The organism is Methylobacterium sp. D54C (genome assembly GCF_053345595.1).
Genome location: NZ_JBKFAK010000039.1, coordinates 1 through 22,702, shown reverse-complemented (window position 1 = coordinate 22,702; position 22,702 = coordinate 1). Strand labels below are relative to the sequence as shown.

The 22,702-nt window shown below is 72.1% G+C and carries 26 protein-coding genes and 1 rRNA gene; 15 read left to right on the top strand and 12 right to left on the bottom strand.

Going from position 1 to position 22,702, the window contains the following annotated elements:
- Positions 1-10: 10 nt before the first annotated feature.
- The 4 genes from rrf to ACLBYB_RS30815 all read left to right on the top strand — a co-directional run bounded on the left by rrf (position 11) and on the right by ACLBYB_RS30815 (position 3,561).
- Positions 11-126, top strand: a 5S ribosomal RNA gene (gene rrf / locus ACLBYB_RS30830).
- 376 nt (positions 127-502) lie between these two features.
- The gene (locus ACLBYB_RS30825) at positions 503-1,198 is read left to right on the top strand and encodes a response regulator transcription factor (protein ID WP_020096362.1); all 696 of its coding nucleotides are present in this window, start codon (positions 503-505) and stop codon (positions 1,196-1,198) included.
- On the top strand, positions 1,195-2,703 hold the full coding sequence (locus ACLBYB_RS30820) for an ATP-binding protein (RefSeq protein WP_447701090.1): 1,509 nt from the start codon (positions 1,195-1,197) through the stop codon (positions 2,701-2,703). Before ACLBYB_RS30825 ends, ACLBYB_RS30820 begins: the two co-directional genes overlap by 4 nt.
- 72 nt (positions 2,704-2,775) lie before the next feature.
- A complete protein-coding gene (locus ACLBYB_RS30815; RefSeq protein WP_447701089.1) occupies positions 2,776-3,561 on the top strand; it encodes a 3-hydroxybutyrate dehydrogenase in 786 nt (261 codons plus the stop codon).
- Between the two features lie 71 nt (positions 3,562-3,632).
- On the opposite strand, the gene ACLBYB_RS30810 is transcribed toward ACLBYB_RS30815, so the two are convergent.
- Both ACLBYB_RS30810 and meaB read right to left on the bottom strand, forming a co-directional pair.
- Positions 3,633-4,010 (bottom strand): CsbD family protein, encoded by a 378-nt coding sequence (locus ACLBYB_RS30810; RefSeq protein WP_447701088.1) that lies wholly within the window; start codon positions 4,008-4,010, stop codon positions 3,633-3,635.
- Positions 4,011-4,154: 144 nt separating this feature from the next.
- A complete protein-coding gene (meaB, locus tag ACLBYB_RS30805) occupies positions 4,155-5,141 on the bottom strand; it encodes a methylmalonyl Co-A mutase-associated GTPase MeaB (RefSeq protein ID WP_091683681.1) in 987 nt (328 codons plus the stop codon).
- Positions 5,142-5,331: 190 nt separating this feature from the next.
- Between meaB and ACLBYB_RS30800 the strand changes: the two genes are divergently transcribed.
- Entirely contained in the window at positions 5,332-6,360 is a 1,029-nt protein-coding gene (locus ACLBYB_RS30800; protein ID WP_020096357.1) for an alpha/beta hydrolase, read from the top strand.
- 3 nt (positions 6,361-6,363) lie between these two features.
- Here the strand turns inward: ACLBYB_RS30800 and ACLBYB_RS30795 are convergent, their stop codons facing one another.
- Entirely contained in the window at positions 6,364-7,248 is an 885-nt protein-coding gene (locus tag ACLBYB_RS30795; RefSeq protein ID WP_447701087.1) for a transglutaminase-like domain-containing protein, read from the bottom strand.
- Positions 7,249-7,497: 249 nt separating this feature from the next.
- On the opposite strand from ACLBYB_RS30795, the gene ACLBYB_RS30790 reads away from it, so the two are divergent.
- From ACLBYB_RS30790 to ACLBYB_RS30780, 3 genes are all read left to right on the top strand, one after another.
- Positions 7,498-7,833 carry a hypothetical protein gene (locus ACLBYB_RS30790; RefSeq protein ID WP_026605445.1) on the top strand — a complete coding sequence of 112 codons (336 nt, stop codon included), beginning with the start codon at positions 7,498-7,500 and terminating at the stop codon, positions 7,831-7,833.
- A 69-nt stretch (positions 7,834-7,902) separates the two neighbouring features.
- Positions 7,903-8,415: a DUF533 domain-containing protein gene (locus ACLBYB_RS30785; protein ID WP_447701086.1), complete on the top strand. Its 513-nt coding sequence runs from the start codon at positions 7,903-7,905 to the stop codon at positions 8,413-8,415.
- A gap of 111 nt (positions 8,416-8,526) precedes the next feature.
- Complete coding sequence (locus tag ACLBYB_RS30780; RefSeq protein WP_447701085.1) at positions 8,527-9,591, top strand: esterase; 1,065 nt, start codon at positions 8,527-8,529, stop codon at positions 9,589-9,591.
- Between the two features lie 189 nt (positions 9,592-9,780).
- On the opposite strand, the gene ACLBYB_RS30775 is transcribed toward ACLBYB_RS30780, so the two are convergent.
- Entirely contained in the window at positions 9,781-10,962 is a 1,182-nt protein-coding gene (locus ACLBYB_RS30775) for a pyridoxal phosphate-dependent aminotransferase (RefSeq protein ID WP_447701084.1), read from the bottom strand.
- Positions 10,963-10,985: 23 nt separating this feature from the next.
- Positions 10,986-11,177, bottom strand: a complete 192-nt coding sequence (locus tag ACLBYB_RS30770) for a hypothetical protein (protein WP_026605443.1) — start codon at positions 11,175-11,177, stop codon at positions 10,986-10,988.
- A 178-nt stretch (positions 11,178-11,355) separates the two neighbouring features.
- On the opposite strand from ACLBYB_RS30770, the gene ACLBYB_RS30765 reads away from it, so the two are divergent.
- On the top strand, positions 11,356-11,661 hold the full coding sequence (locus tag ACLBYB_RS30765) for a hypothetical protein (protein WP_026605442.1): 306 nt from the start codon (positions 11,356-11,358) through the stop codon (positions 11,659-11,661).
- Positions 11,662-11,673: 12 nt separating this feature from the next.
- Here ACLBYB_RS30765 and ACLBYB_RS30760 read toward each other — a convergent pair whose 3' ends face one another.
- Positions 11,674-13,068 carry an ATP-binding protein gene (locus ACLBYB_RS30760; RefSeq protein WP_020096349.1) on the bottom strand — a complete coding sequence of 465 codons (1,395 nt, stop codon included), beginning with the start codon at positions 13,066-13,068 and terminating at the stop codon, positions 11,674-11,676.
- 380 nt (positions 13,069-13,448) lie between these two features.
- Here ACLBYB_RS30760 and ACLBYB_RS30755 point away from each other — a divergent pair, with 380 nt between their 5' ends.
- From ACLBYB_RS30755 to ACLBYB_RS30740, 4 genes are read left to right on the top strand one after another with little or no spacing between them, the layout of a single operon-like run.
- The gene (locus ACLBYB_RS30755; protein ID WP_020096348.1) at positions 13,449-13,772 is read left to right on the top strand and encodes an XdhC family protein; all 324 of its coding nucleotides are present in this window, start codon (positions 13,449-13,451) and stop codon (positions 13,770-13,772) included.
- Entirely contained in the window at positions 13,772-14,473 is a 702-nt protein-coding gene (locus tag ACLBYB_RS30750) for an XdhC family protein (protein WP_447701083.1), read from the top strand. Before ACLBYB_RS30755 ends, ACLBYB_RS30750 begins: the two co-directional genes overlap by 1 nt.
- Entirely contained in the window at positions 14,470-15,522 is a 1,053-nt protein-coding gene (locus ACLBYB_RS30745; RefSeq protein WP_447701082.1) for a molybdopterin-binding protein, read from the top strand. The genes ACLBYB_RS30750 and ACLBYB_RS30745 overlap by 4 nt, the downstream gene beginning before the upstream one ends.
- Positions 15,515-16,117, top strand: coding sequence for a nucleotidyltransferase family protein (locus ACLBYB_RS30740; protein WP_132369361.1), 603 nt, complete (start codon positions 15,515-15,517; stop codon positions 16,115-16,117). The genes ACLBYB_RS30745 and ACLBYB_RS30740 overlap by 8 nt, the downstream gene beginning before the upstream one ends.
- Here the strand turns inward: ACLBYB_RS30740 and ACLBYB_RS30735 are convergent.
- Both ACLBYB_RS30735 and ACLBYB_RS30730 read right to left on the bottom strand, forming a co-directional pair.
- Positions 16,114-16,287: a DUF2256 domain-containing protein gene (locus tag ACLBYB_RS30735; protein WP_170855278.1), complete on the bottom strand. Its 174-nt coding sequence runs from the start codon at positions 16,285-16,287 to the stop codon at positions 16,114-16,116. The genes ACLBYB_RS30740 and ACLBYB_RS30735 overlap by 4 nt on opposite strands.
- A gap of 16 nt (positions 16,288-16,303) precedes the next feature.
- Complete coding sequence (locus tag ACLBYB_RS30730) at positions 16,304-17,497, bottom strand: OpgC family protein (RefSeq protein ID WP_447701081.1); 1,194 nt, start codon at positions 17,495-17,497, stop codon at positions 16,304-16,306.
- Positions 17,498-17,784: 287 nt separating this feature from the next.
- Between ACLBYB_RS30730 and ACLBYB_RS30725 the strand changes: the two genes are divergently transcribed.
- A complete protein-coding gene (locus ACLBYB_RS30725; protein WP_447701080.1) occupies positions 17,785-18,732 on the top strand; it encodes an NAD-dependent epimerase/dehydratase family protein in 948 nt (315 codons plus the stop codon).
- An 87-nt stretch (positions 18,733-18,819) separates the two neighbouring features.
- Here ACLBYB_RS30725 and ettA read toward each other — a convergent pair whose 3' ends face one another.
- From ettA to ACLBYB_RS30705, 4 genes are all read right to left on the bottom strand, one after another.
- On the bottom strand, positions 18,820-20,472 hold the full coding sequence (gene ettA, locus ACLBYB_RS30720; RefSeq protein WP_447701079.1) for an energy-dependent translational throttle protein EttA: 1,653 nt from the start codon (positions 20,470-20,472) through the stop codon (positions 18,820-18,822).
- Between the two features lie 183 nt (positions 20,473-20,655).
- Positions 20,656-20,976: a hypothetical protein gene (locus ACLBYB_RS30715; protein WP_447701078.1), complete on the bottom strand. Its 321-nt coding sequence runs from the start codon at positions 20,974-20,976 to the stop codon at positions 20,656-20,658.
- A 9-nt stretch (positions 20,977-20,985) separates the two neighbouring features.
- Entirely contained in the window at positions 20,986-21,867 is an 882-nt protein-coding gene (locus tag ACLBYB_RS30710; RefSeq protein WP_447701077.1) for a DNA/RNA non-specific endonuclease, read from the bottom strand.
- Entirely contained in the window at positions 21,867-22,088 is a 222-nt protein-coding gene (locus ACLBYB_RS30705) for a hypothetical protein (protein ID WP_056533022.1), read from the bottom strand. Before ACLBYB_RS30705 ends, ACLBYB_RS30710 begins: the two co-directional genes overlap by 1 nt.
- A gap of 235 nt (positions 22,089-22,323) precedes the next feature.
- On the opposite strand from ACLBYB_RS30705, the gene ACLBYB_RS30700 reads away from it, so the two are divergent.
- A partial coding sequence (locus ACLBYB_RS30700; protein ID WP_447701076.1) for a 1-deoxy-D-xylulose-5-phosphate synthase N-terminal domain-containing protein occupies positions 22,324-22,702 on the top strand: 379 nt, incomplete at its 3' end.

The following is a 22,702-nucleotide window of genomic DNA, read 5'->3' as shown; positions in this document are numbered from 1 at the left end:
GATGCGCCGGTCTGGTGGCCTGAGCGGCGTGCCCAGAACCCGATCCCATCTCGAACTCGGCCGTTAAACACGCCAGCGCCTATGGTACTGTGTCTCAAGACACGGGAGAGTCGGTCGCCGCCAGACCTGCCCATCGCAATCAGAAACACTCCCTCACCACGAACACCGATCCGCGACGCCGACGGGCCGCTCTCTCCGAGAGCGGCCCGTCGGCGTTTCGCTGTTGGCCAGCCCGCCGCGGCCGCCTTACCGCGAAGTCATCTTCCCGCGAGCGTCCCGTAACCGCTCCCGCGCCATCATCCTCGAACCGCGCGTGGCCCATCGCCCACGCGGACGAAGCCGGTGACGGATCTCGCGCCCTCCGAGTCCTCCGCGCGCCGCTTCGGGACGGGTCGAGGTCCGCGGCCTCGGCCCGTCCATCACGACGGGGGAGGGGAGCGGCTTGACCATGTTGATGGAGATACGTTCCCCCGACTCGCGCGGCGCGCTATGGAACGGGGCCATGCGACTGCTGATCATCGAGGACGACCGCGAGGCGGCCGCCTATCTCGTCAAGGCGTTCCGCGAGACCGGACACGTCGCCGACAGCGCGCATGACGGCCTCGACGGGTACGCGCTCGCCCGGGAGGGCGACTACGACGTGCTGATCGTCGACCGGATGCTGCCGAAGCTCGACGGGCTGTCGCTGATCCGGTCGCTGCGCGAGCAGAACGTCGCCACCCCGACCCTGATCCTGTCGGCGCTGGGTCAGGTCGACGACCGCGTGAAGGGCCTGCGCGCCGGCGGCGACGATTACCTGCCGAAGCCCTACGCGTTCTCCGAACTCCTGGCGCGCACCGAGGCACTGGCCCGGCGGCAGGTCGGATCCGGCGCCGCGGAGGAGACGCGCTACCGGATCGGTGACCTGGAACTCGACCGGCTCTCGCACCGGGTGACCCGGGCCGGCCGCGAGATCCCGCTGCAGCCGCGCGAGTTCCGCCTCCTCGAGTACCTGATGCGGCACGCCGGGCAGGTCGTGACGCGCACCATGCTGCTCGAGCATGTCTGGGACTACCACTTCGATCCGCAGACCAACGTCATCGACGTCCACGTCTCGCGCCTGCGCAGCAAGCTCGACAAGGGCTTCGCGTCGCCGATCATCCACACGGTCCGGGGCGCCGGCTACGTGCTGCGCTACGACGAGGGCGCGGCCGGGTGAGCGAGGTTTGGACCGACGCGCCGATCGCCCGCGAGACCGCGGCGGCGCGTTTCCAGAAGCTGTTCCGCACCACCGCGTTCAAGCTGTCGCTGGCCTACCTCGCGATCTTCGCCCTCTGCGCCTTCTTGGCGCTCGGGTACGTCGCGTGGAACGCCCGCGCGGTGCTCGACGACCAGATCGTCTCCACGATCGACGCCGAGATCAACGGGCTGTCGGAACAGTACAATGCCGGCGGCCTGCGTCGGCTGATCACCGTGGTGGAGCGGCGCTCCCGCGAGCCCGGCGCCTCGCTCTACCTCGTGACCACGGCCGGCGGCGACCATGTCGTCGGCAATGTCGGCTACGTGCCCGCCGCCGTGCTGGCGACGCCGGGCCAGAGCGAGACGCGCTACGGCCGCAACGACGCGGATGCCGAGGCGCACCGGGCGATCGTGCGGGTCTTCACCCTTCCGGGCGGGTTCCGCCTGCTCGTCGGGCGCGACACCGAGGAGCGCGACCGGCTGCGGGCGGTGATCGGGCGCGCGTTCATCACCTCGCTCGCCGCCGTCGTGATCCTCGGGGTGATCGGGGGCTGGCTGGCGGCGAGCCGGGTGCTGCGCCGCGTCGATGCCATGACTCAGACAACCCGCGCGATCATGGCCGGCGATCTCGACGACCGGCTCCACGTGGCCGGGAACGGCGACGAACTCGACCGTCTCGCATCGAGCCTCAACCAGATGCTGGAGCGCATCGGCGAGCTGATGCGCGGCATGCGCGAGGTCTCCGACAACATCGCCCACGACCTCAAGACGCCGCTGACCCGCCTGCGCAACCGTGCCGACGAGGCCCTGCGCCGCGCCTCCACGCCGGAGGAGCTGCGCGCGGCGCTGGAAGCCGTGATCGAGGAGGGCGACGGGCTGATCCGAGTGTTCAACGCCCTCCTGATGATCGCGCGGCTCGAGGCCGGGTCTGCCCGGGAGATCCTCGTGCCGCTGGATCTGGGCCAGACGGTCCGGAGCGTCGGCGACTTGTACGAGGCGCTCGCCGAGGATCAGGGGCTGACGCTCGCCGTGCACGCGCAGGACGCACTCACCATCGCGGGCAACCGCGAGCTAATCGGTCAGGCCCTCGCCAATCTCATCGACAACGCCCTGAAATATGGGGCCGAATCCGAGAGTGCGGAGACCAGCGTGACGCTCGAGGCGTGGCGCGACGGGGAGTCGATCCGCCTCGCCGTCTCCGATCACGGCCCGGGCATTCCCGAGGCGGAACGGGCCCGCGTGCTCGACCGGTTCGTGCGCCTCGAGGACGCCCGTTCGCGGCCCGGCTTCGGGCTGGGCCTCAGCCTCGTCAACGCCGTCGTGCGCCTGCACCACGGGAGCCTGCGGCTCGCCGATAACGGGCCCGGCCTGCGGGTCGAGATCGCGTTCCCGGCCACGCCGCGCCCGCAGCCGGCAGCCGGTGACATCGTGCCCGCACCGCCTCCGGGCGACCCTGTGCCGGCATCCCCTTCCCGCGCTACTTAGGTCGCGACCTGTCCCACCGCGAGCGCGCCGTCCCCGACCGTTCGGCCGGGCGCCCGCGTCCCAGGAGGCTCCATGACTCTCAAGACCAAGACCGCCCTCGTCACCGGCTCGACCAGCGGCATCGGGCTCGCCATCGCGCGCGCCTTCGCGGCGGAGGGGACCAACGTCGTCCTCAACGGGTTCGGGGACGCGACCGCCATCGAGGAGACGCGGGCCGGGATCGAGAGCGCCTACGGGGTCAAGGCCCGTTACTCGGCCGCCGACATGAGCAAGCCCGACGCGATCGCCGCCATGGTGCGCGAGGCGGAGGAGACCTTCGGTGCCGTCGACGTGCTGGTCAACAATGCGGGGATCCAGTTCGTCTCGCCGATCGAGGAGTTCCCGGCCGAGAAGTGGGAGCAGATCATCGCGATCAACCTGTCCTCGGCCTTCCACACGATGCACGCGGCGATCCCCGGGATGAAGGCCCGGGGCTGGGGCCGGATCATCAACACGGCCTCGGCCCACTCGCTGGTGGCCTCGCCGTTCAAGTCGGCCTACGTGGCGGCCAAGCACGGGATCGCGGGCCTGAGCAAGACGGCGGCTCTGGAACTCGCGCCCCACAAGATCACGGTGAACTGCATCTCGCCGGGCTATGTCTGGACGCCGCTCGTGGAGGCGCAGATCCCCGACACGATGAAGGCCCGCGGCCTCACCAAGGAGCAGGTGATCGAGGACGTGATGCTGAAGGCGCAGCCGACCAAGGAGTTCGTGACCGTCGACCAAGTGGCCGCTCTGGCGGTGTTCCTGTGCTCCGACGCGGCGAGCCAGATCACCGGCGCCAACATCAGCATGGACGGGGGCTGGACCGCGCAGTAGCGCGACCGGCCTCGACAGGCCCGCCTCGTCCGAGGGCCGGCCCCGCCCGTGCCGGGCGGGGCCGCTCCCGGTCAGCGGCGGCCGTGGACCAGCAGGGCGAGACCGTAGCCCACCGCGCCCGCGATCAGCAGCGCGACCAGGGGATTCTCCTCCACCCGGGCGCCGCCGGCGCTGCGCCCGTCGCGCAGGTACGAGCCGCCCCGCTGGTAGACGTCCTCCGCGACGTCGCCGGCGCGCTCGTAGGCGTCGCTCGCGTAGTCACCGGCCCGGTCGGCGATGTCGCGGGCCTTGTCCTTCACTTGGCCGTAGACGTTCTGAGCCTGGCCCTGGGCCTCGCGGAAACGTCCCTCGACCGAGTCGCGGTTGGAGCCCGCGAAGTCGCCGGCCGCGCCCTGAACCTTGCCGACAGCCTCCTTGGCGCCGCCGACGATCCGATCCGTATCCACCATGGCACTCTCCTGGACGTGAGCGCGGCGTCGCGACACCGGCGCCGCTCGTTACGCCGTCGTCCACCGAACGCGCGAGATGGCGTTTGTGCCCCCGATCGCCACGAAATTGTGCGCCTCGACCCGCGATCGCGGCGGCGGAGCGGGTCAGAGCCCGATCAGCTCGGCGATGGCCGCCGCGCCGGCGGCCGGAGAGGTCTCGCCCCGGGCGACGCCGGCCTCCGCCTCGGCCGTGCGGCGGCGGACCTCCGGGGAGCCGACGAGGCGCTGGTGCAGGCGCTCGTCGACGAGCGCCCACATCCACTTCACGTCCTGGGCCCGGCGCTTCGCCTGGATCTCGCCGGTCGCCGTGAGCTTCTCCCGGTGGTCGACGATCTTCGCCCACATCGCGTCGAGGCGCAGGTTGTGGAAGCCCGAGATCGTGACCACCGGCGGCGTCCAGGTGGCCGAGGCCGGGGTCAGGATGTGCAGCGCCGCCCGGTATTCCGAGGCCGCCGCGTTGGCGCGCTGCTCGGCCTCTCCCGCATCGGCCTTGTTGACCGCGATCATGTCGGCGAGCTCGAGGATGCCCTTCTTGATGCCCTGCAGCTCGTCGCCCGCCCCGGGCAGCATCAGCACGAGGAAGAAGTCGGTCAGGTCGGCCACCGCCGTCTCCGACTGGCCGACGCCGACCGTCTCGACGAGGATCACGTCGAAGCCCGCGGCCTCGCAGAGCAGCATGGTCTCGCGGGTCTTGGCCGCGACGCCGCCGAGCGTGCCCGAGGAGGGGGAGGGGCGGATGAAGGCCTTGGGATCGTGCGACAGCCGCGCCATCCGGGTCTTGTCGCCCAGGATCGAGCCGCCGGTCCTGGAGGAGGACGGGTCGACCGCGAGCACCGCCACCTTGTGACCGGCCTCCGTGAGGTTCGAGCCGAGGGCGTCGATGGTGGTCGACTTGCCGACGCCGGGGACGCCGGTGATGCCGACGCGGATCGCCCGGCCGGTCTCGGGTAACACTGAGTCGATCAGGTTCGCCGCCAGCGCCCGGTGATCGGCGCGCTTGGATTCGGCCAGCGTGATGGCCCGGGCCAGAGCGGCGCGGTCTCCGCGCAGCAGGCGCTCGCGGAGACTCTCGATGTCGATGGACGGCGTCATGCTCCCTTCATGGCCGCGGCGACGGCCGCCGTCGAGGGGGAGAGCATCGGGGTCGGGGGATCGCCGGCCTGTGTCCCGTCCACCACAAGCCCGGCCGTGCCCGCTATTCACGCCGCGTCGCGGCGGTCGTGCCCCGCGATGGTCACGATCCTGGGCAACGGAAGGCGTCCCGCCCGAGCGTAACCGGATCATGTCGAGCCAGATCGTCTCACGCCGCATCCTTCTTCGCTTCGGAGCGCTCGCGGGCGCCGCGGGTCTCGCCCCGTCGCTCGGCGCCTGCGTCACCGACGACCTCGGGTCCGGGGCGGCGCTGCCCGAGAAGCAGTCGGCCCTCGACGTCATGCCGGTGCTGCTGGTCGCCACGACCCGCAAGCCCGTGGGCAACCCGCCCCGGCCGCCGTATTTCAGCAGCGACCGCGGCCGCGGCCTGAGCTTCGCCGAGGTGCGCCTGTCACCGCCCGACCGCTCGCTGCTCGGCAAGGTCTCGTCCGTCATCACCGGCGACTGGACCATCGGCGCGGTTCCGAAATCCGAATCCGGACCGGGCGCCGCCGAGGCCTTCGCCCAGGCGGCCCTCGGACGCGACGTGCTGATCTACGTCCACGGCTACCGCGAATCGTTCGAATCGGCCGCGGTCAGCGCCGCCCGGCTCTCGGACGGGATCCGGTTCCGCGGCGTCTCCGGCCTGTTCACGTGGCCGTCGGCGGCCGCGACCCTCGACTACAATTACGATCGCGAGAGCGCCCTCTGGTCGCGCGACGCCTTCGAGGACCTGCTGAAGGCGCTCGCCGCCTCGCCGAGCGGCGGCCGCATCAACATCGTCGCGCACTCGATGGGCACGCTCCTCACCCTCGAGACCCTGCGGATGCTCCGCGCCGAGGCGGGCGAGGCGGCGATGTCGCGGATCGGCGCCGTGGTGCTGGCCGCCCCCGACATCGACTTCGACCTGTTCTCCAACGGCGTCGCCCGCATGGGACCCGACGTCTCGAAGATCACGGTGATCTCCTCGACCAACGACCGGGCGCTCGAGCTCTCCGCCGCGCTGGCGGGGGGCGTGCGCGCCGGCGCCGCCGATCGCGCCAAGCTCGAGGCGCTCGGCGTGCGCGTCGCCGACGCCTCCGATTACGGCGGCGGCCTGATCAACCACGACCTGTTCCTCTCGAACCCGGACGTCCAGGGCGTGGTCAAGCGCGCCATCGCCCGCGGCGCCGGCGTCTGACGCTCATCCGGTCCGTGTCGCCATGCTCTGCGGCGGCAGGGGCTCCTCCGGCAGGACCGGCGCGTCGCCCGAGGCGTCCAGGTGGTCGATCCGGTCGGCCCAGACCCGGAAGCCCACCAGGGGATTCGGTCCGAACGTGTGGGTCAGCGGCACGTCCGCGGCGTCCCGGCCGTACGCGACCATGACCCGGCCGATCCGCGGGCTGTTGTTGCGCGGGTCGAACACGTGCCAGGCGCCGCCGAGGTAGACCTCCATCCAGGCCGCGAAGTCGCCCGCCGGGTGCGGCTCGGGCTCGCCGATGAAGCTGATGTAGCCGGTGCAGTACCGGGTCGGGATGTTCAGGGCGCGGCAGAACGCGACGGCCAGGTGGGTGAAGTCCCGGCAGACGCCGCGCCCGCCCGCGTAGGCGTCCGCGGCCGTGCGGTCGCGATGGGCGAACTCGTAGCCGAACGCGATGTGGGCGTGGACGAAGTTGCAGACCGCCTGCACCCGGGCCCAGCCGGGCTCGGTATGGCCGAAGAGGCGCCACGCCGCGTCGGCCAGCAGGTCGGACTCGCAGTAGCGGCTGGGGAGCAGGAACACGATCGTCTCGGCGGGCAGCGCCTCGATCGCGTGCTGCGCGGCCTCCGGGTGCGCCGGATCGGGCCTCCCGCTGTCGCGGATCACGGCGTCGGTCCCGACGGTGAAGTTTCCGGCAGGCGCGGTCAGCCGGCCGCACAGGTTGCCGAAACCGTCGCGGTAGATCGTCACCGGGACGGGCGGATCGGTCCGGAGCGTGTCGGGCGCCTCCAGGGCGGCCGCCCCGGAGGGATGCACGTTGAGCATCACCACCATGGGCACGGGGTAGGGGAAGGCGTAGCGCATCTCGCAGCCGAGCCTGATCCGCATGCGCGGGTGATCCTTCGTGTTCGAGACTGTGGCCGCCCCGATGGGCGCAGGATCCGTGCCGCGCCGAATCGTGCGGGTCGGGCCGCGACGGGCTTGGCGGCCGTCCGCTTCACCCCTACAGCATCCCCGCGCGACGCTCGTGTCAGACGGACGAAACCGAGACGTTTCTTCCCGGGGCAGCGCGTCGCACCCGTGCGCCAGCCCGCGGACCGGGCGCGCCTGAGGACGGTTACGAGAGGGATGCCGGCCATGTTCACGCTCGAGATCGACGGCACCGCCGTTGCGGTGATCAACAGCGACGAGGCGTCCGCCAAGGACCTCTTCACCTGTGACGGCTTCAAGGAAGACATCCGGACCATGACGACCGGCGGGAAGCCGGTCTGGAACGGCACGTCGGCGCTCACGGTCCGGGCCGCCACCGAGGACGAGGTCGAGATCTTCGAGGACGCCCTCGCCGAGGACGACGGCGAGGGTGATTTCGTCGAGGATCCGCGCCACACCGGGTCCGATTCGGACGACGAGGACGAGGCCGACATCGTCTTCCTCGTGGATATCGACGAGGACGAGGACGAGGCCGACGCCTGAGCGCGGCTGAACCTGACCGCCTCCCGGGAGGTTTCCGATCCGATCTGGATCGGAAACCGGGAGGACGGCATGGCTGACAGCAGACGGATCGTCGACGCGCTCGTGCGGTCGAGGCGCGGCGGGCTCGCCGCCGGTGCCGCCCTCGGCGGACTGGCGCTGATCGGCGGCCTCGCCTATCGGGCGCTGCGCGGGGCGCCCCCGCCCGAGGCCGGGGCCCCGGACTTCACGAAGGTCGACGAGGACGAGGCCCAGCTGATGCTGCGGGCCATGGTGGCGGCCACGACGGCCGACGGGATGGTCGACGCCGCGGAGCGCCAGCGCCTCGACGCCGCCGTGGCGGAGGCGGGCATCGATCCCGACGGTCGAGCCTGGCTCGAGCGCGAGCTCGCGGACCCGGCCAACGTCGACGCGATCGCCGACCGGGTCGCGGATCCCGACGCGGCGGCGCGGATCTTCGCGGCGGCGCGACTCGCCATCGAGCCCGACACGCTCCAGGAGCGTCAGTTCCTGAAGATGCTGGCCAAGGCCCTCGACCTGCCCGCGGAGGCGGTCGAGCGTGTCGAGCGCGACATCGGAGCCTGACTGGCAACCTGCCCGAAGGGCGGATCTCCCACGGCGGCCGAGCTTCGTGCTAGGCTCCCGCGCGACGACGGGTCCGGAGGACGGCCCGCGCGCGGGAGGACGGGACATTTCATGGCAGGACTGTCAGTGCCCGCGCCCGGGCGCGCCCGCCGGCGGGCCTGCGCGCTGGTCGCAGCCATGCTGATCGCCGGCGGCTCCGCGCGCGCGGCCGATCCGGCCGCCGGCCCCCTGACGATCGCCGAGCAGGGCAGCTTCTTCGTCGGCGGCCGCGACGTCCAGTCCGACACGCTCTCGACGCTGCCGGCCTACGCGCCGTCGGGCACGATCAGCGTCGACCAGATCTACGTCCGCTATCAGGTCCCGGTGAATGCCGCACGGCCGCCGCTGGTCCTGATCCACGGCTGCTGCCTCACCGGCAAGACCTGGGAGACGACGCCCGACGGGCGCATGGGCTGGGACGAGTATCTCGTCCGGCGCGGCTTCCCGACCTACGTGATCGACCAGGCCTGGCGCGGCCGCTCGGCGGCGAGCCCGGCCCAGATCAACGCCGTGAAGACGGGGCAGGCCGACCCCAAGACGCTGCCGGCCGTGTTCTCGGCCGGGCGCGAGCCGGCCTGGGCGATCTTCCGGTTCGGGCCGGAATACCCGAAGGTGTTCCCCGGCATGCAGTTCCCCCTGGAGGCCCAGGGCGAGTTCTGGAAGCAGATGGTCCCGGACTGGTCGGCCGCCCTGCCGGTGCCGAACCCGACCGTGCCGGCCCTGTCGGAGCTCGCCAAGCGGCTCAAGGGCGCGGTGCTGATCTCGCACTCGCAGTCGGGGATCTACCCGTTCCAGACCGCCGCCCTCGATCGGACCGGCCTGCGCGCCATCGTGGCCATCGAGCCGGCCGCCTGCCCGGACCCGGCCAAGGACGACCTCGCGCCCTACAAGGACCTGCCGATCCTCGTCCTGTTCGGCGACTACGTCGACGCCTCGCCCCGCTGGGCGCCGCGGCTCAAGCAATGCCGCAGCTTCGTGGCGGCCGCCAACGCCGCGGGCGGCAAGGCGGAGCTGATCCTGCTGCCCGAGATCGGCATCCACGGCAATTCGCACATGCTGATGCAGGACAAGAACAGCCTCGACATCGCCGACTGGCTGGTCGGCTGGATCGACAAGCGGGCGCCCGGCAAGTCCTGAGGCGTGCCGGTCGAACCGGTGTGCGTTCAAACGGTTCGATCGCCACAACCGTCATCGCGAGCGCAGCGAAGTGACCCAGGGCTGCCCGGCCTCTGCGGTCGTCGCGCCGACTGGATCGCTTCGCCGCGCTCGCGAGGACGGCGGCGCGGATGATGGCGTCCCTGCCGAGGTCGGTGACGGGGCGCGGTCTCAGCCCGGCCTGTGCGTGCTGAGGAACGTGCCCATCCGCTCCAGCGCCCGCCGGATGTTCTCGGCCGAATTGGCGTAGGACAGGCGGAGGTAGCCCTCGCCGTGGACGCCGAAATCCGGACCGCCGATCACCGCCACGCCCGCTTCCTCTAGGAGGGTCGAGGCCAGGGGCTTCGCCTTCCAGCCGGTCCGGGCGATGTTCGGGAAGGCGTAGAACGCGCCCTTGGGCGCGATGCAGGAGACGTCCGGCAGGGCGTTCAGCCCGTCGACCACGATCGCCCGGCGCCGGTCGAACTCGGCGACCATCTCGGCCACGCAAGCCTGCGGTCCGTCGAGCGCCGCGATGCCGGCCCACTGGGTCGCCGCGTTGACGCAGGAATGCGCGTTGACCGCGAGCTTGCGCGCCGCGTCGTAGAGCGGCTTCGGCCAGACCGACCAGCCGAGCCGCCAGCCGGTCATCGCGTAGGTCTTCGACGCGCCGTCGAGGTAGACCAGCCGGTCGCGGATCTCGGGATATTTCAGCAGCGAGTGGTGGGTCTCGCCGTCGTACGTCATGGTGCCGTAGATCTCGTCCGACAGCACCGCGACGTCGGGGTGCTCGGCGAGGCCCTTCACCAGGGCGTCGATCTCGGCCTTCGGCGTCACGCCGCCGGTGGGGTTGGCGGGCGAGTTGACGATCAGCAGCCGCGTCTTCGGCGTGATCAGCGCCAGGGTCTCGGCCGCCGAGAAGGCGAAGCCGTTCTCCTCGCGGATCGGCAACGGCACGGGCGTCGCCCCGGTGAACTCGATCATCGAGCGGTAGATCGGGAAGCCGGGGTCCGGATACAGGATCTCGGTCCCGGGCACGCCGAACATCAGGATCGCCATGAACATGGTGACCTTGCCGCCCGGCACGATCATCACGGAATCCGGCGAGACCTCGACGCCGTGGCGGCGGTGGATGTCGCGGGCCACCGACTCGCGGAGCTGCGGGATGCCGACCGCCGGCGTGTAGCCGTGGTGTCCGTCGCGCAGCGCCTTGATCCCCGCCTCGACCACGTGGGCGGGCGTGGGCATGTCCGGCTGGCCGATGCCGAGGTTGATCACGTCCCGACCCTGCGCGGCGAGGGCCTGGGCCCGCGCCAGAACCGCGAAGGCGTTCTCCTCGCCGATGCGCGAGAAGGCCGGGACCACGTGCAGCATCGCGCCCTCCGGGTGGTGGGTCGTCAGTGCTTGGACCGCTCCGAGAGCTTCATCGCGCCGAACGACATCGCCGCGGCGATCGCGCCCAGGATCACGAAGGTCTTCACGGAGGCGTAGAACAGGTCCGGGTTGATGCCCTCATCGGTGTAGAGCACGAGCCCGATGGCCGCTAGCGGCAGCGAGATGAGGGCGAAGAGCGGGACGAGCGGGTTCATGTTCGGCACTCGGGATCCGGCGCGCGGCTGACCGCGGCCCTGGGAAAGCGCCCCTGCATATCACCGTGCTGCGAAGGTTGGGACCCCGCGAGCTGCAGTTTTTCGCCGGCTCGCCCGAACGCTCATGGATGCGCAATCATTTCGCGCAACAGTGGCGTCTCCGGGAGGGCGGACACGTATGCGTTGGGCATCGGTCGATTCGAAAGGCAAGGGAGCGGGGAGTTCAGGCTCCAGATCCTCCAGCGTCGAGACGCTGGCGCTCCATATCGGGCGGCTGCTGCGACATCCCGCCTACCGGCGCGAGTCGGTCGTGAGCCCGCTCCTGCGACGCCACCTGCCGTTCGAGGCCGGCTACGCCTGGAACGGCGAGGCCGGCCTGCGCGCCCGGCTGACGAGCGCCGCCCTCGACGAGGCGAGCATGGATCACCTGATCCGCAACGTGCAGGCCGAGTTCCTGCGCCTGCGCCGGCCCGCCGATACCTGAGCCGGATCCGGCTCAGGCCGGGACCCGGACGGTGGCCCGCAGGCCACCGAGCGGGCTGTCGTGCAGGGTTATGTCGCCGCCGTGGGCCCGGGCGATGTCCCGGGCGATCGACAGGCCCAGCCCGGAGCCGCCGGCATCCTGGCGCGCGTCGTCGAGCCGCACGAACGGCTTGAACACGTCCTCTCGGCTCTCCGCCGGAATGCCGGGCCCGTCATCGTCGATCGAGACGAGGAAGGTCCGGGCCTCCAGCCGGCCGGAGATCGCCACCGTCTCGCCGTAGCGGACGGCGTTGGCGGCGAGGTTGAACAGGCAGCGCCGGAAGGCGCCGGGCCGCACCGTGACCTCGGGCGCGCCGGCGAGATCGACCGCGGAGACGTGGGCGCCGAGGCGCTCGACGTCGGTCCGCAGGTCCTCCAGCAGGGCGCGCATGTCGGTGGGCGTCGCGGGCTCGGCCGAATCGCCCCGCGCGAAGGCGAGGTAGCCCTCCAGCATCCGGCTCATCTCGTCGACGTCGCGGCTGAGATCCTCGATCTCCTCGGTCTGCTCGATCAGCGCCAGGGACAGGCGGAACCGGGTCAGGATGGTGCGCAGGTCGTGGCTGACTCCGTTCAGCATCGTCGTGCGCTGCTCCATCGCCCGCTCGATGCGCCGCTTCATCTCGATGAAGGCGTGGCCAGCCTGACGCACCTCGCGGGCACCGCGGGGCCGGAACTCGATCTCCCGCCCCTTGCCGAAGCCCTCCGCCACGGCCGCGAGCCGCAGGATCGGCTTGATCTGGTTGCGCAGGAATAGGATCGCGACGCCGAGCAGCACCAGCGACGAGCCGATCATCCACACGAGGAAGATGTGCGAGTTCGACGCGTAGGCCTGGCTGCGCCGGGCGGTGATGCGCATCACCCCGTCGGGGATCGCCACGCGGATCTCGATGAGGTTCGAGCGCCCGACCGTGTCGATCCAGAACGGTCTTCGGATCTGGCGCTTGATCTCGTCGGACAGGGCCTCGTCGAGGATCGAGAAGAACGGGCGCGGGCCCGGGGGCGGCAGCTTGGCGCCCTTGAGGATGTCGAGGTCGAGGTTCAGCCGCTCCCCGGCGATGCGCGCGAGGGTCTCGGCATCCTTGTCCTGCGGGTAGCTCTCGTAGATGTCGATCAGCGCGGCGACGTCCGCCGTGACCGCCGCCGACAGGCGCTTGGTCACGAGCTGCCAGTGCCGCTCCATGAAGGTGTAGGCGATCACCGACTGGAGCAGGACCACCGGCGCGATGATGATGATCAGCGAGCGGGCGTAGAGGCCCTTCGGTAGGACGTCGCCGATCGCCCGGCTGACGCGCTTCCACAGGCGGCGCGGGGGCGAGCGCGGCGGCTCCTTGCGGAGCGCCCGGGCGAGGGCGGGATCCGGGGCGTTCATGGCGCTGGGCGCCGGGGCCGGGCCCATCGGGCGAAAGGGGCCTCGGTTTCAGCGAAACGTCCACCCCACGCCCTCATCCTGAGGTGACCGCGCCAGCGGGCCTCGAAGGAGGGCTCCAGGGGTCGCGCGGCCGGCTGGAGGGCTCCTTCGAGGCCTCCGCCGCGCTCCGGCACCTCAGGATGAGGCTGTGGTTTGGACATGCCGGACACTAATCGGGGCGCCGTCTCCGCGAAAGATCGTGGGTGCAGAGTATGGCCGACCGACGATCTCGGCCAATGTTTCCTGACGCGCCCTTCAGCATGAGGGCTTCTTGCACCGCGGCACGCGGGCCATACCTGTGAGGGGCGGGGGGCGCCCGCCGGCCGGAAGTCCACGAGGCCATGCTCAGCACAGACACAGACATCCTCTCCGCCGCCCAGTCCTGGCGGCGCGACGGCCGCGCCGTGGCCCTCGCCACGGTGATCGAGACCTGGGGCTCGGCGCCCCGACCGGTGGGCAGCCACCTCGTGGTCGACGGCGAGGGCAATTTCCTCGGCTCCGTCTCCGGCGGCTGCGTCGAGGGCGCGGTGATCACCGAGGCGATCGAGGTGATCGAGGCGGGCGTGCCGCGCGTCCTCGAATTCGGCGTCGCGGACGAGACCGCGTGGCGCGCCGGCCTGTCCTGCGGCGGCCGGATCCGGGTCTTCGTCGAGCGGGTCGACTGATGCGCGGCGACGTCCTGGCGGCGCTCAACGACGCGCGGGCCGCGCGCCGCGCCGCGATCCTCATCACCGACATCGCCGACGGCGCGCAGCGCCTCGTCGGCGAGGACGCGATCGCCGCCGATCCCCTCGCCGACGTGCTGGCGAAGCACCTCGCCTCCGGCAAGAGCGGCCTCGTCGAGGCGGGCGGGCGGACCCTGTTCCTCACCGTGCAGGTGCCGCCGGTGCGGCTCGTGGTGGTCGGCGCGGTCCACATCTCGCAGGCCCTGGCGCCGATGGCCGCGGGGCTCGACCTCGCGCTCACGGTGATCGACCCGCGCACCGCCTTCGCGACCCCCGAGCGCTTCCCCGGCACCGCGCTGGTCGCCGAATGGCCGGACGCCGCCCTCGGGACCAGCGTGCCGGTCCTCGACCGCTACTGCGCCCTCGCGGCCCTGACCCACGATCCGAAGATCGACGATCCCGCGCTGAAGGCGGCGCTGACGGCCGAGTGCTTCTACGTCGGCGCCCTCGGCTCCCGGAAGACCCACGCGGCGCGCGTCGCGCGGCTCACCGAGGCCGGCTTCACGCCGGCGCAGATCGGCCGGATCCGCGCGCCGATCGGCCTGCCCATCGGCGCCGTGAGCCCGGCCGAGATCGCCCTGGCGGTGCTCGCCGAGCTCGTCGCCGCCCTGCGCCGCGTGCCCCGCCCGGAGGTCGCGTGAGGTTCGGAACCGTCCCGGTCGCGGACTCGGCCGGGCTGATCAGCGCGCACACGGTGCGGCGGGCCGACATCACCCTGCGCAAGGGCGCCGTCATCGCCGCGGAGGCCGCCGCCGGCCTGGCGCGGGCCGGCCTGTCGGAGATCGTGGCGGCCACGCTCGAGCCCGGCGACGTCGGCGAGGACGCCGCCGCGGCGCGGCTCGCCGCGCGCCTGCGCGGGCCGAACCTGCGCGTCGAGGCGCCCTTCACCGGCCGCAGCAACCTGTTCGCCGAGACGGCGGGGGTGCTCACCCTCGATCCGGCCCGGATCGACGCGGTCAACGCCGTCGACGAGGCGGTGACGGTGGCGACGCTGCCGCGCTTCCGGCCGGTGGTCGAGGGCGAGATGGTCGCCACGGTGAAGATCATCCCCTACGCCGTGCCGGGCGCCGTGCTGGCCCGGGCCTGCGCGGCCGCCGAGGGGGACGTCCTCGCGGTGGTGCCGTATCGCCGCCGCCGGGTGGCCGTGGTCTCGACGCGCCTGCCGAGCCTCAAGGAGACGACGATCGACAAGACCCTCCGGGCCCTGGCCGACCGCCTCGCGCCCGCGGGCGCCGCGATCGTGGCCGAGACCCGGGTGCCCCACACCGCCGCCTCCGTGGCGGCGTCCCTGGCGGAGATGATCGACCGCGCCGGGGCCGACCTCGTGGTGGTGTTCGGCGCCTCGGCGATCGCCGACCGGCGCGACGTCATCCCGGCCGGCATCGCGGCGGCGGGCGGCCGGGTCGACCATCTCGGGATGCCGGTCGACCCCGGCAACCTGCTCCTCGTCGGCGCCCGCGGCGGCGTGCCGGTGATCGGCGCGCCGGGCTGCGCCCGCTCGCCCAAGGAGAACGGCTTCGACTGGATCCTCCACCGCCTGCTGGCGGACCTGACCGTGACCCGGGCCGACATCGTCGCCCTCGGCGTCGGCGGCCTGCTCATGGAGATCGTCTCGCGCCCGCAGCCCCGCGCCGGCGGCGCGGCCGCGGCGGACGAGCCGGATCCGGGGGCGGAGGACAGGGGTGCCTGAGATCGGCACGATCCTGCTCGCCGCGGGCCTCGGCAGCCGGTTCGGCGCCGCGCCGAAGCTGCTCGCACCCCTCGACGGGCGGCCGCTGGTGCGCCACGCCGCGGAGGCGGCCCTCGGCGCCCGTCCCCGGCCGGTGGTCGCCGTGCTCGGCGCGCACGCGGCGGCGGTCCGCGACGCGCTGGCGGGGCTCGACCTCGTCCGCGTCGACAATCCGGACTACCGCTCCGGCCTCGCGAGCTCGCTGCGCGCCGGCCTCGCGGCGCTGCCCGCCACCTGCACGGCCGCCATCGTCGTGCTGGGCGACATGCCGCGCGTCACCGCCGCGCATCTCGACCGCCTCGCCGAGGCCTTCGCGGAGGCGTCTGCGGGCGCCGCGGAGCCGCCGGCGGCCGTGGTGCCGGTGCAGGCCGGCCGGCGCGGGAATCCGGTGCTGCTCAACCTGCGCCGCCTCGGCCCGGACATCGCCCGCCTCGCCGGCGACCACGGCGCGGGGCCGCTCCTGAAGGGGCGGCCGGACGTGCTGGAGATCCCGGGCGACCCGGCGACCGCCCTCGACGTCGACACGCCGGACGCGCTGGCCGCGCTGCGCGGTTAGCGCCCCGCCGCGTCGCGCCCGCGCGCGGCCTTCGCCTCGGCCCGGCACCGGTCCGAGCAGTAGCGGACCTCGTCCCAGACGCGCTCCCACTTCTTGCGCCACGCGAACGGGCGGCCGCACTGGGCGCAGATCTTCTCCGGCAGATCGCCCTTGCGGCGCATCGGCGGCATCGCGGCTCCTCCCGGCCTATCCGGGCCGGCGCGCGTCGGGGCCGGTCCCGGCCGCCCGGCGCAGGCGCGCGTCCAGGACGTGGGCGAGGCCGAGCATGACCGCGATCCCCCCGACATTGACCGCGATCTGCAGCGGCCAGGTGGGGTCGAAGGTCCGGTAGAGGATGCGGCCGATCAGCGCCGCCAGGCATCCGGCGGCGAAGATCTCCAGCGAGTGGCGCCCGCAGGCGTCGACGAGGCGCAGCCGCCGCCACCGGCTCGCGCGGGCCACGGCGGGCGCGCTGAACAGCAGGTAGGCCAGCGCCAGCATGTTGATCAGGCGCAGGGGCGCGACGTGGCTCTTGTCGGGCGGCCCGATCGCCAGCGGCCGGAGGTCCGGAAGCCCCCACTCCGCCCAGGACCCGCCCTGCAGGAACGCGAAGGCGAGGTAGGCCGTGGCCGCCGCCACGGCCCAGCCGCGCCGCGGCAGCAGGCCGTCATGGGCGCGGACCGTGACCGCGAGCGCCGCGCCGATCACGAACAGGAACTGCCACGCGAAGGGGTTGAAGTACCACCCGTCATCCACCGCCGCGGCGTTCGGGAGGTTCAGCTGGTGATCGACGTTGGCGGCGAGCCAGAGGGCGCCCGACAGGCCCAGCACGCCCCAGATCCCGCGCCGCATCCCGAGATAGATCAGCGGGAACAGCGCCAGCAGCAGGATGTAGAGCGGCAGGATGTCGAGGTAGTTCGGCAGCGCGTTCAGCGCGAGGCCGCGCAGCAGGCCCGGCAGGAGACCCATCTGCAGCAGCGGCGCGACGCCGAATCGCGGCGTCAGGCCGGTGAGGTCCATCCAGATCCGGACGATGACCAGGGTCGCGAGCAGCAGCCCGGCCTGGAACAGGTAGATGCGCAGGCAGCGCTTGGCGATGCGCGTGAGCGCCGTCCGGATCCCGGCGCGCCGGAACAGCCCGCCGTAGGCGATCATCGACGAGTAGCCGGCCAGCAGCACGAAGATCTCGGCCGCGTCCGAGAACCCGAAATTGTGCAGCGTCAGCAGGGCCGGTGCGTTGCGCGGGATGTGGTCGATGAAGATCGTGAGGAGCGCGAGGCCGCGCACCACGTCGACCCGCGCGTCGCGCGCGGGCTTCGCCGGCCGTGCCTCCGCGGGCGGTGGGGGGAGCGCCCGCGGTTCCGCGGCGCCGGGCCGTTCGAGATCGTCGAGGCGCGTCACTCAGCCCGTCACCGTGGCGCTCTCCGTCCGGACGCGGAGCGGCCGGGGCCGCGGTGCAACCATAGCGCGCCGGCCGCCCGAAGCCCCGCCGATCACGCGCCTTTGTTCGGATGTGCACAACGGCGGCGTCGCACCGATGATCCGCCCGCCGCGGCGGCCGTTGGCCGCGCCGCCCCCTCGCGTCGCGGCGGGGCCCGGTATAGACGCGGCCGACGATCCCGGTTCCCGGCGCCCGCGCCGGCACGGGGCGCGTCGCTGGGTTCGTGGCAGGGTTGAGGGCAAGGGGCATGCGCGTCCTCGTCACCGGAGCGGGAGACTATCTCGGCCGCCGCCTGCTCGAGGCGCTGCGTCGGGACCTGCCGCCGGGCAGCCCCATCCTCGGCCTCGACCGGAGCCCGCCACCGCCCCTCGACGGCGTGACGCTGAGGGCCGTGGACCCGTTCGACGCGCGCGAGCTCGCCGAGACGGTCGCGGCCTTCGACCCGACCTGCGTGTTCCACCTCGCGGCGCTGGCCTCGGTGGCGCAGTCGAGCGAGACGCCGTCCTACGCCTGGCGGGCGGAACTGCTCGGCACCCTCAACCTCGCCGAGGCGGTGGCGCGGACCCGCGCGGCGCTGGTCTTCCTCAGCTCCACGGTCGTCTACGGCGAGGTGTTCCGCGCCTGCCCGCGCCCGGACGAGAGCGTCACGCCGCGCCCCGACACGATCTCGGGCCGGACCAAGAACGCCTGCGAGTACATCCTCCGCGACGTGCTGGCGAATGCCCGGATCAAGCATCTCGTGCTGCGGCCGTCGAACTACATCGGGGCCGGACAGAGCGAGACCTTCGTGGTCGCCTCCTTCGCCGGTCAGATCGCCCGCATCGAGCGGGGGCTGGCGCCGCCGAGCCTGGAGGTCGGCGACCTCTCGGCGGGGCGCGACTTCCTCGACGTGGCCGACGTCACCGCGGCGTGCCTGCACGTGATCGCCCGGATCGACGAGCTGCCGGACGGCGGCATCTTCAACGTGGGATCGGGGGTCGTCACACCGGTCTCCGACATCCTGGAGACGCTGCGCGGCCTGACGGAGGCGCGGTTCGACCTGCGCGTCGCGCCCGGCCGGGTCCGCCCGGCGGGCGTGCGCAGCGAGGGCTGCGACCCCGCGGCCTTCGGGACCGCCACCGGATGGGCCCCGGCCATCCCGCTCGCGCAGAGCCTGGCGACGATCCTGGCGGAGGCGCGGGCGCGCCTCCGGTGATCCGTCACCGGGCAGAGGTGACGGCAACGCCCTCGGACGGGCGCGCGGCTCCGGAACGCCGGCGGCGCTCCGGAGCGGCGACCGGTCTCAGCGCGAGAAGCGCTTGTACTTGATCTTCTTCGGCATGATCGAATCCGCCCCGAGCCGGCGGACCTTATCGGCCTCGTAGTCGGAGAAGTTGCCCTCGAACCACTCGACGTGGCTGTCGCCCTCGAAGGCCAGGATGTGCGTGGCGATGCGGTTCAGGAACCAGCGATCGTGGCTGATGATGACCGCGCAGCCGGCATAGTCCTCCAGCGCGTCCTCGAGGGCGCGCAGGGTCTCCATGTCGAGGTCGTTGGTCGGCTCGTCGAGGAGCAGCACGTTGGCGCCGCCCTTCAGGGTCCGGGCGAGGTGCACCCGGTTGCGCTCGCCGCCCGAGAGGGTGCCGACCTTCTTCTGCTGGTCGGGTCCCTTGAAGGCGAAGGCCGCGCAGTAGGCGCGCGAGTTGATCTCGCGCTTGTTGAAATAGATGATGTCGTTGCCGCCCGAGACCTCCTGCCAGACCGTGGCGTTCGGATCGAGGGCGTCGCGCGACTGGTCGACGTAGCCGAGCTTCACCGTCTCGCCGACGTCGATCTTGCCGCTGTCGGGCTTCTCCTGGCCGGTGATCATCTTGAACAGCGTGGTCTTGCCGGCCCCGTTCGGGCCGATCACCCCGACGATGCCGCCCGGGGGCAGCTTGAACGACAGGTCCTCGATCAGCAGCCGGTCGCCGAACGCCTTGCTGAGGTGCTCGAACTCGATGACGTTGTTGCCGAGCCGCTCGTCGATCGGGATGACGATCTGCGCGGCGGCGTCGACCTTGTTGTTCTGCTTGGCGACCAGCTCCTCGTACCGGGTGATGCGGGCCTTCGACTTGGACTGGCGCGCCTTGGGCGAGGCGGCGATCCACTCCTGCTCGCGGGCGATGGAGCGCTGCCGCGCCATGTCCTCCCGGCCCTCCTGCTCCAGGCGCTTCTGCTTCTGGACCAGCCACGCCGAGTAGTTGCCCTCGTACGGGATGCCCTTGCCGCGATCGAGCTCCAGGATCCAGCTCGTGACGTTGTCGAGGAAGTAGCGGTCGTGGGTCACGATCAGGATCGCGCCCGGGTACTGGCGCAGGTGGCCCTCCAGCCAGTTCACCGTCTCGGCGTCGAGGTGGTTGGTCGGCTCGTCGAGCAGCAGCAGCTCCGGCTCCCACAGGAGCAGGCGGCAGAGCGCGATGCGGCGGCGCTCGCCGCCCGACAGGGTGGCGACCGGCTGCTCGTCGCTCGGGCAGCCCAGGGCCTCCATGGCCTGGTCGACCTTCGAGTCGAGTTCCCAGAGACCCAGCGACTCGATCCGGTCCTGGAGCTCGGTCATCTCGTCGGCGGTCTCCTCCGAGTAGTTCATGGCGAGCTCGTTGTAGCGGTCGAGCATGGCCTGCTTCTCGGCGACGCCCTCCATCACGTTCTCGCGGACGGTCTTGTTGGGGTCGAGCTGAGGCTCCTGCGGCAGGTAGCCGACGCGCGCGCCCTGCGCGACCCAGCCGTCGCCGGTGAACTCCTTGTCGATGCCCGCCATGATCTTCAGCAGGGTCGACTTGCCGGCGCCGTTGATGCCGAGCACGCCGATCTTGGCGTCCGGGTAGAAGGACAGGTTGACGCTATCCAGGACCTTCTTGCCGCCGGTATAGGCCTTGGTCAGGCCCCGCATGTGGTAGATGAATTCGCGAGCCATCGCGGATCGTCCTCGGCGCGTTGTTCGGGACCGCGCGGATCGTGCCAGCGGCACGGGTCAGGCACCGGGCCTCAGCACCCGTCCTGGACGCGCGTCCCTACGATATAGGAATGACCCTCTCCGAGTATCAGGCCCGCCGGGACGCGGCAAGGACGGGCCCGCCGCCGGCGGGCGCCGGAACGCTCACGCGAAGGGGTTCTTGACCGTTCCCGGCGGCGCGTCCGGCACCTCCGCCACCGCGTCCGGCAGGTCGGACGCTTCCAGGGCCTTCACGATCGCGTCCAGCGTCTCTCGGAGCAGCCTGGCCTGCTCCAGGCCGGTCCGGTCGCGGGTCAGGTCGAGGGACCCGTGCAGGGCGATCCGGTCCTTGCCGTTCTCGAAGCTCAGGGCGCCGACGGAGCGCACGCCGGCATCGTCGGCGAACGGCGCGAAGCCCCGGCTGTCCCGGCTCTCGCTGTCCGGGCTCCCCCTCTTGGGCCGGGCGCGTCGCTTGTCCTCGGGCATCGGGTCCTCTCAGAAGAACGTGCGCAGGAAGTCGCGGACGAGCTTGCGCAGGGCGCGGGTGAGTTCGCGCTCGAGCCAGTCCTGCCAGGTCTGTTCGTGCCGGGGCCGGCGCTCCTCCGCGCGGGCGGAGGCCTGAGGATCCGGCAGCCCCATCGCGGTCGCCCGGGCCGCGGGCGGCAGGCCGGGAAAGACGTCGATGCCGGCTTCCTGGCGGAGATCGTCGATCGACAGGGCGCGCCAGTCCTTCGAATCGTCGTTCCGGGCGAGGTAGGCGCCCGCCTCGCCGCGGGACGGGTCGTAGACGGCCTTGAACAGCTGCGTCGGGACGAGCACGCCGCCCTTGATCTGCTGCACCGCGTCGCCCGCGAAGATCACCCCGGTGACGACGAACAGCGCGCCCCGGCGGGTGGCCAGGCGCCGGGTGCTCTCCTCGATATCCGCCCAGAGTCCCCGGTTCAGGACGCGGTTCTGCGGCACGATGTTGGCGAGGCTGAACGACTCGGCCTGGGCGGCGAGGGTCGGCATGTCCCCGGCCGGCGCGAGATGGCCCCGGTCGAACCCGCTGCGGACGTAATCCTCCAGCGCGGCGCGCTGATCCTCCGGCAGGCGCGCCTCATCGTGGAAGGAATCGTCGCGGGCCACCGCCCGGGCCGCCGCGACGCTGGCACGGGTGAGGTGCTCGGCGGCGTAGAGCGGCGTGCGCGTCACGCCGGAATGCAGGACCGCGAAGGCCTCGAAGCACAGCGGGACCGCGCGGACGGCGAGCTTCGGATTCGTGAGGACGGGCGTCTGCCCGTCCGCGAACAGGGCCGGACAGGAATCCTGGGCTCGGACCGGGAGCGGGCCCAGCGCGAGGGTGAGGACCGCGGCGGCGAGCGTCGGTGCCCGCATCACCAGCAGACGCGGACCCGGCGGACGCCCTCCGGGGTCGGGCGGTCCCGCCACGCGCAGGGCCGGCCGAGGCTGTTGCTGAACGGGCGGGCATCGCGATCGGGACCGCCCGGCGCGACCCGCGCCGGGCAGTCGCCGAGGAAGTTGCAGAGGAAGTCGAGATTGCCGTCCGGCGGCCGCGGCTGGGCGTAAGCTTGGCCGTGACCCGTAATCGCGAACATGAGCAGGATTGTGCACAGACGAGCCGGATTCAAAGGCGAACCTCTTGTGGCGTTAAGGGCACGTGACTGAAAAAAACGCCGGCCCGACATTGATCGCGCCGCCGATCGTCCGTAACTGGCACTATCATGACAGCGACGGACGGGCGGGTTCTAGCATGAACGCGTGTCCCCGGGCTGCTGGCGTCGCGGTTGCCGAGGGCCCGTGACGGAGCCGTCGCCATACTCGAACGAACGGATGCGAGCATTGGCACTCTCCCCTGAGCAATCGGCGTTGCTGGACCGCGTTCCGTCTCCTTCGGCGCTGCGGCGTCTTCCGGAGTCGGAGCTGCAGGCGGTGGCGGACGCGGTGCGCGCCGAGATGATCGACGCGGTCTCGATCACCGGCGGCCATCTCGGCTCGGGGCTCGGCGTGGTCGAGCTGACCGTGGCGCTCCACCACGTGTTCGACACCCCCGACGACCGCATCGTCTGGGACGTCGGACACCAATGCTACCCCCACAAGATCCTCACCGAGCGCCGCGACCGCATCCGGACGCTCCGCCAGGGCGGCGGCCTGTCCGGCTTCACCAAGCGCTCCGAGAGCGTCTACGACCCCTTCGGCGCCGCCCACTCCT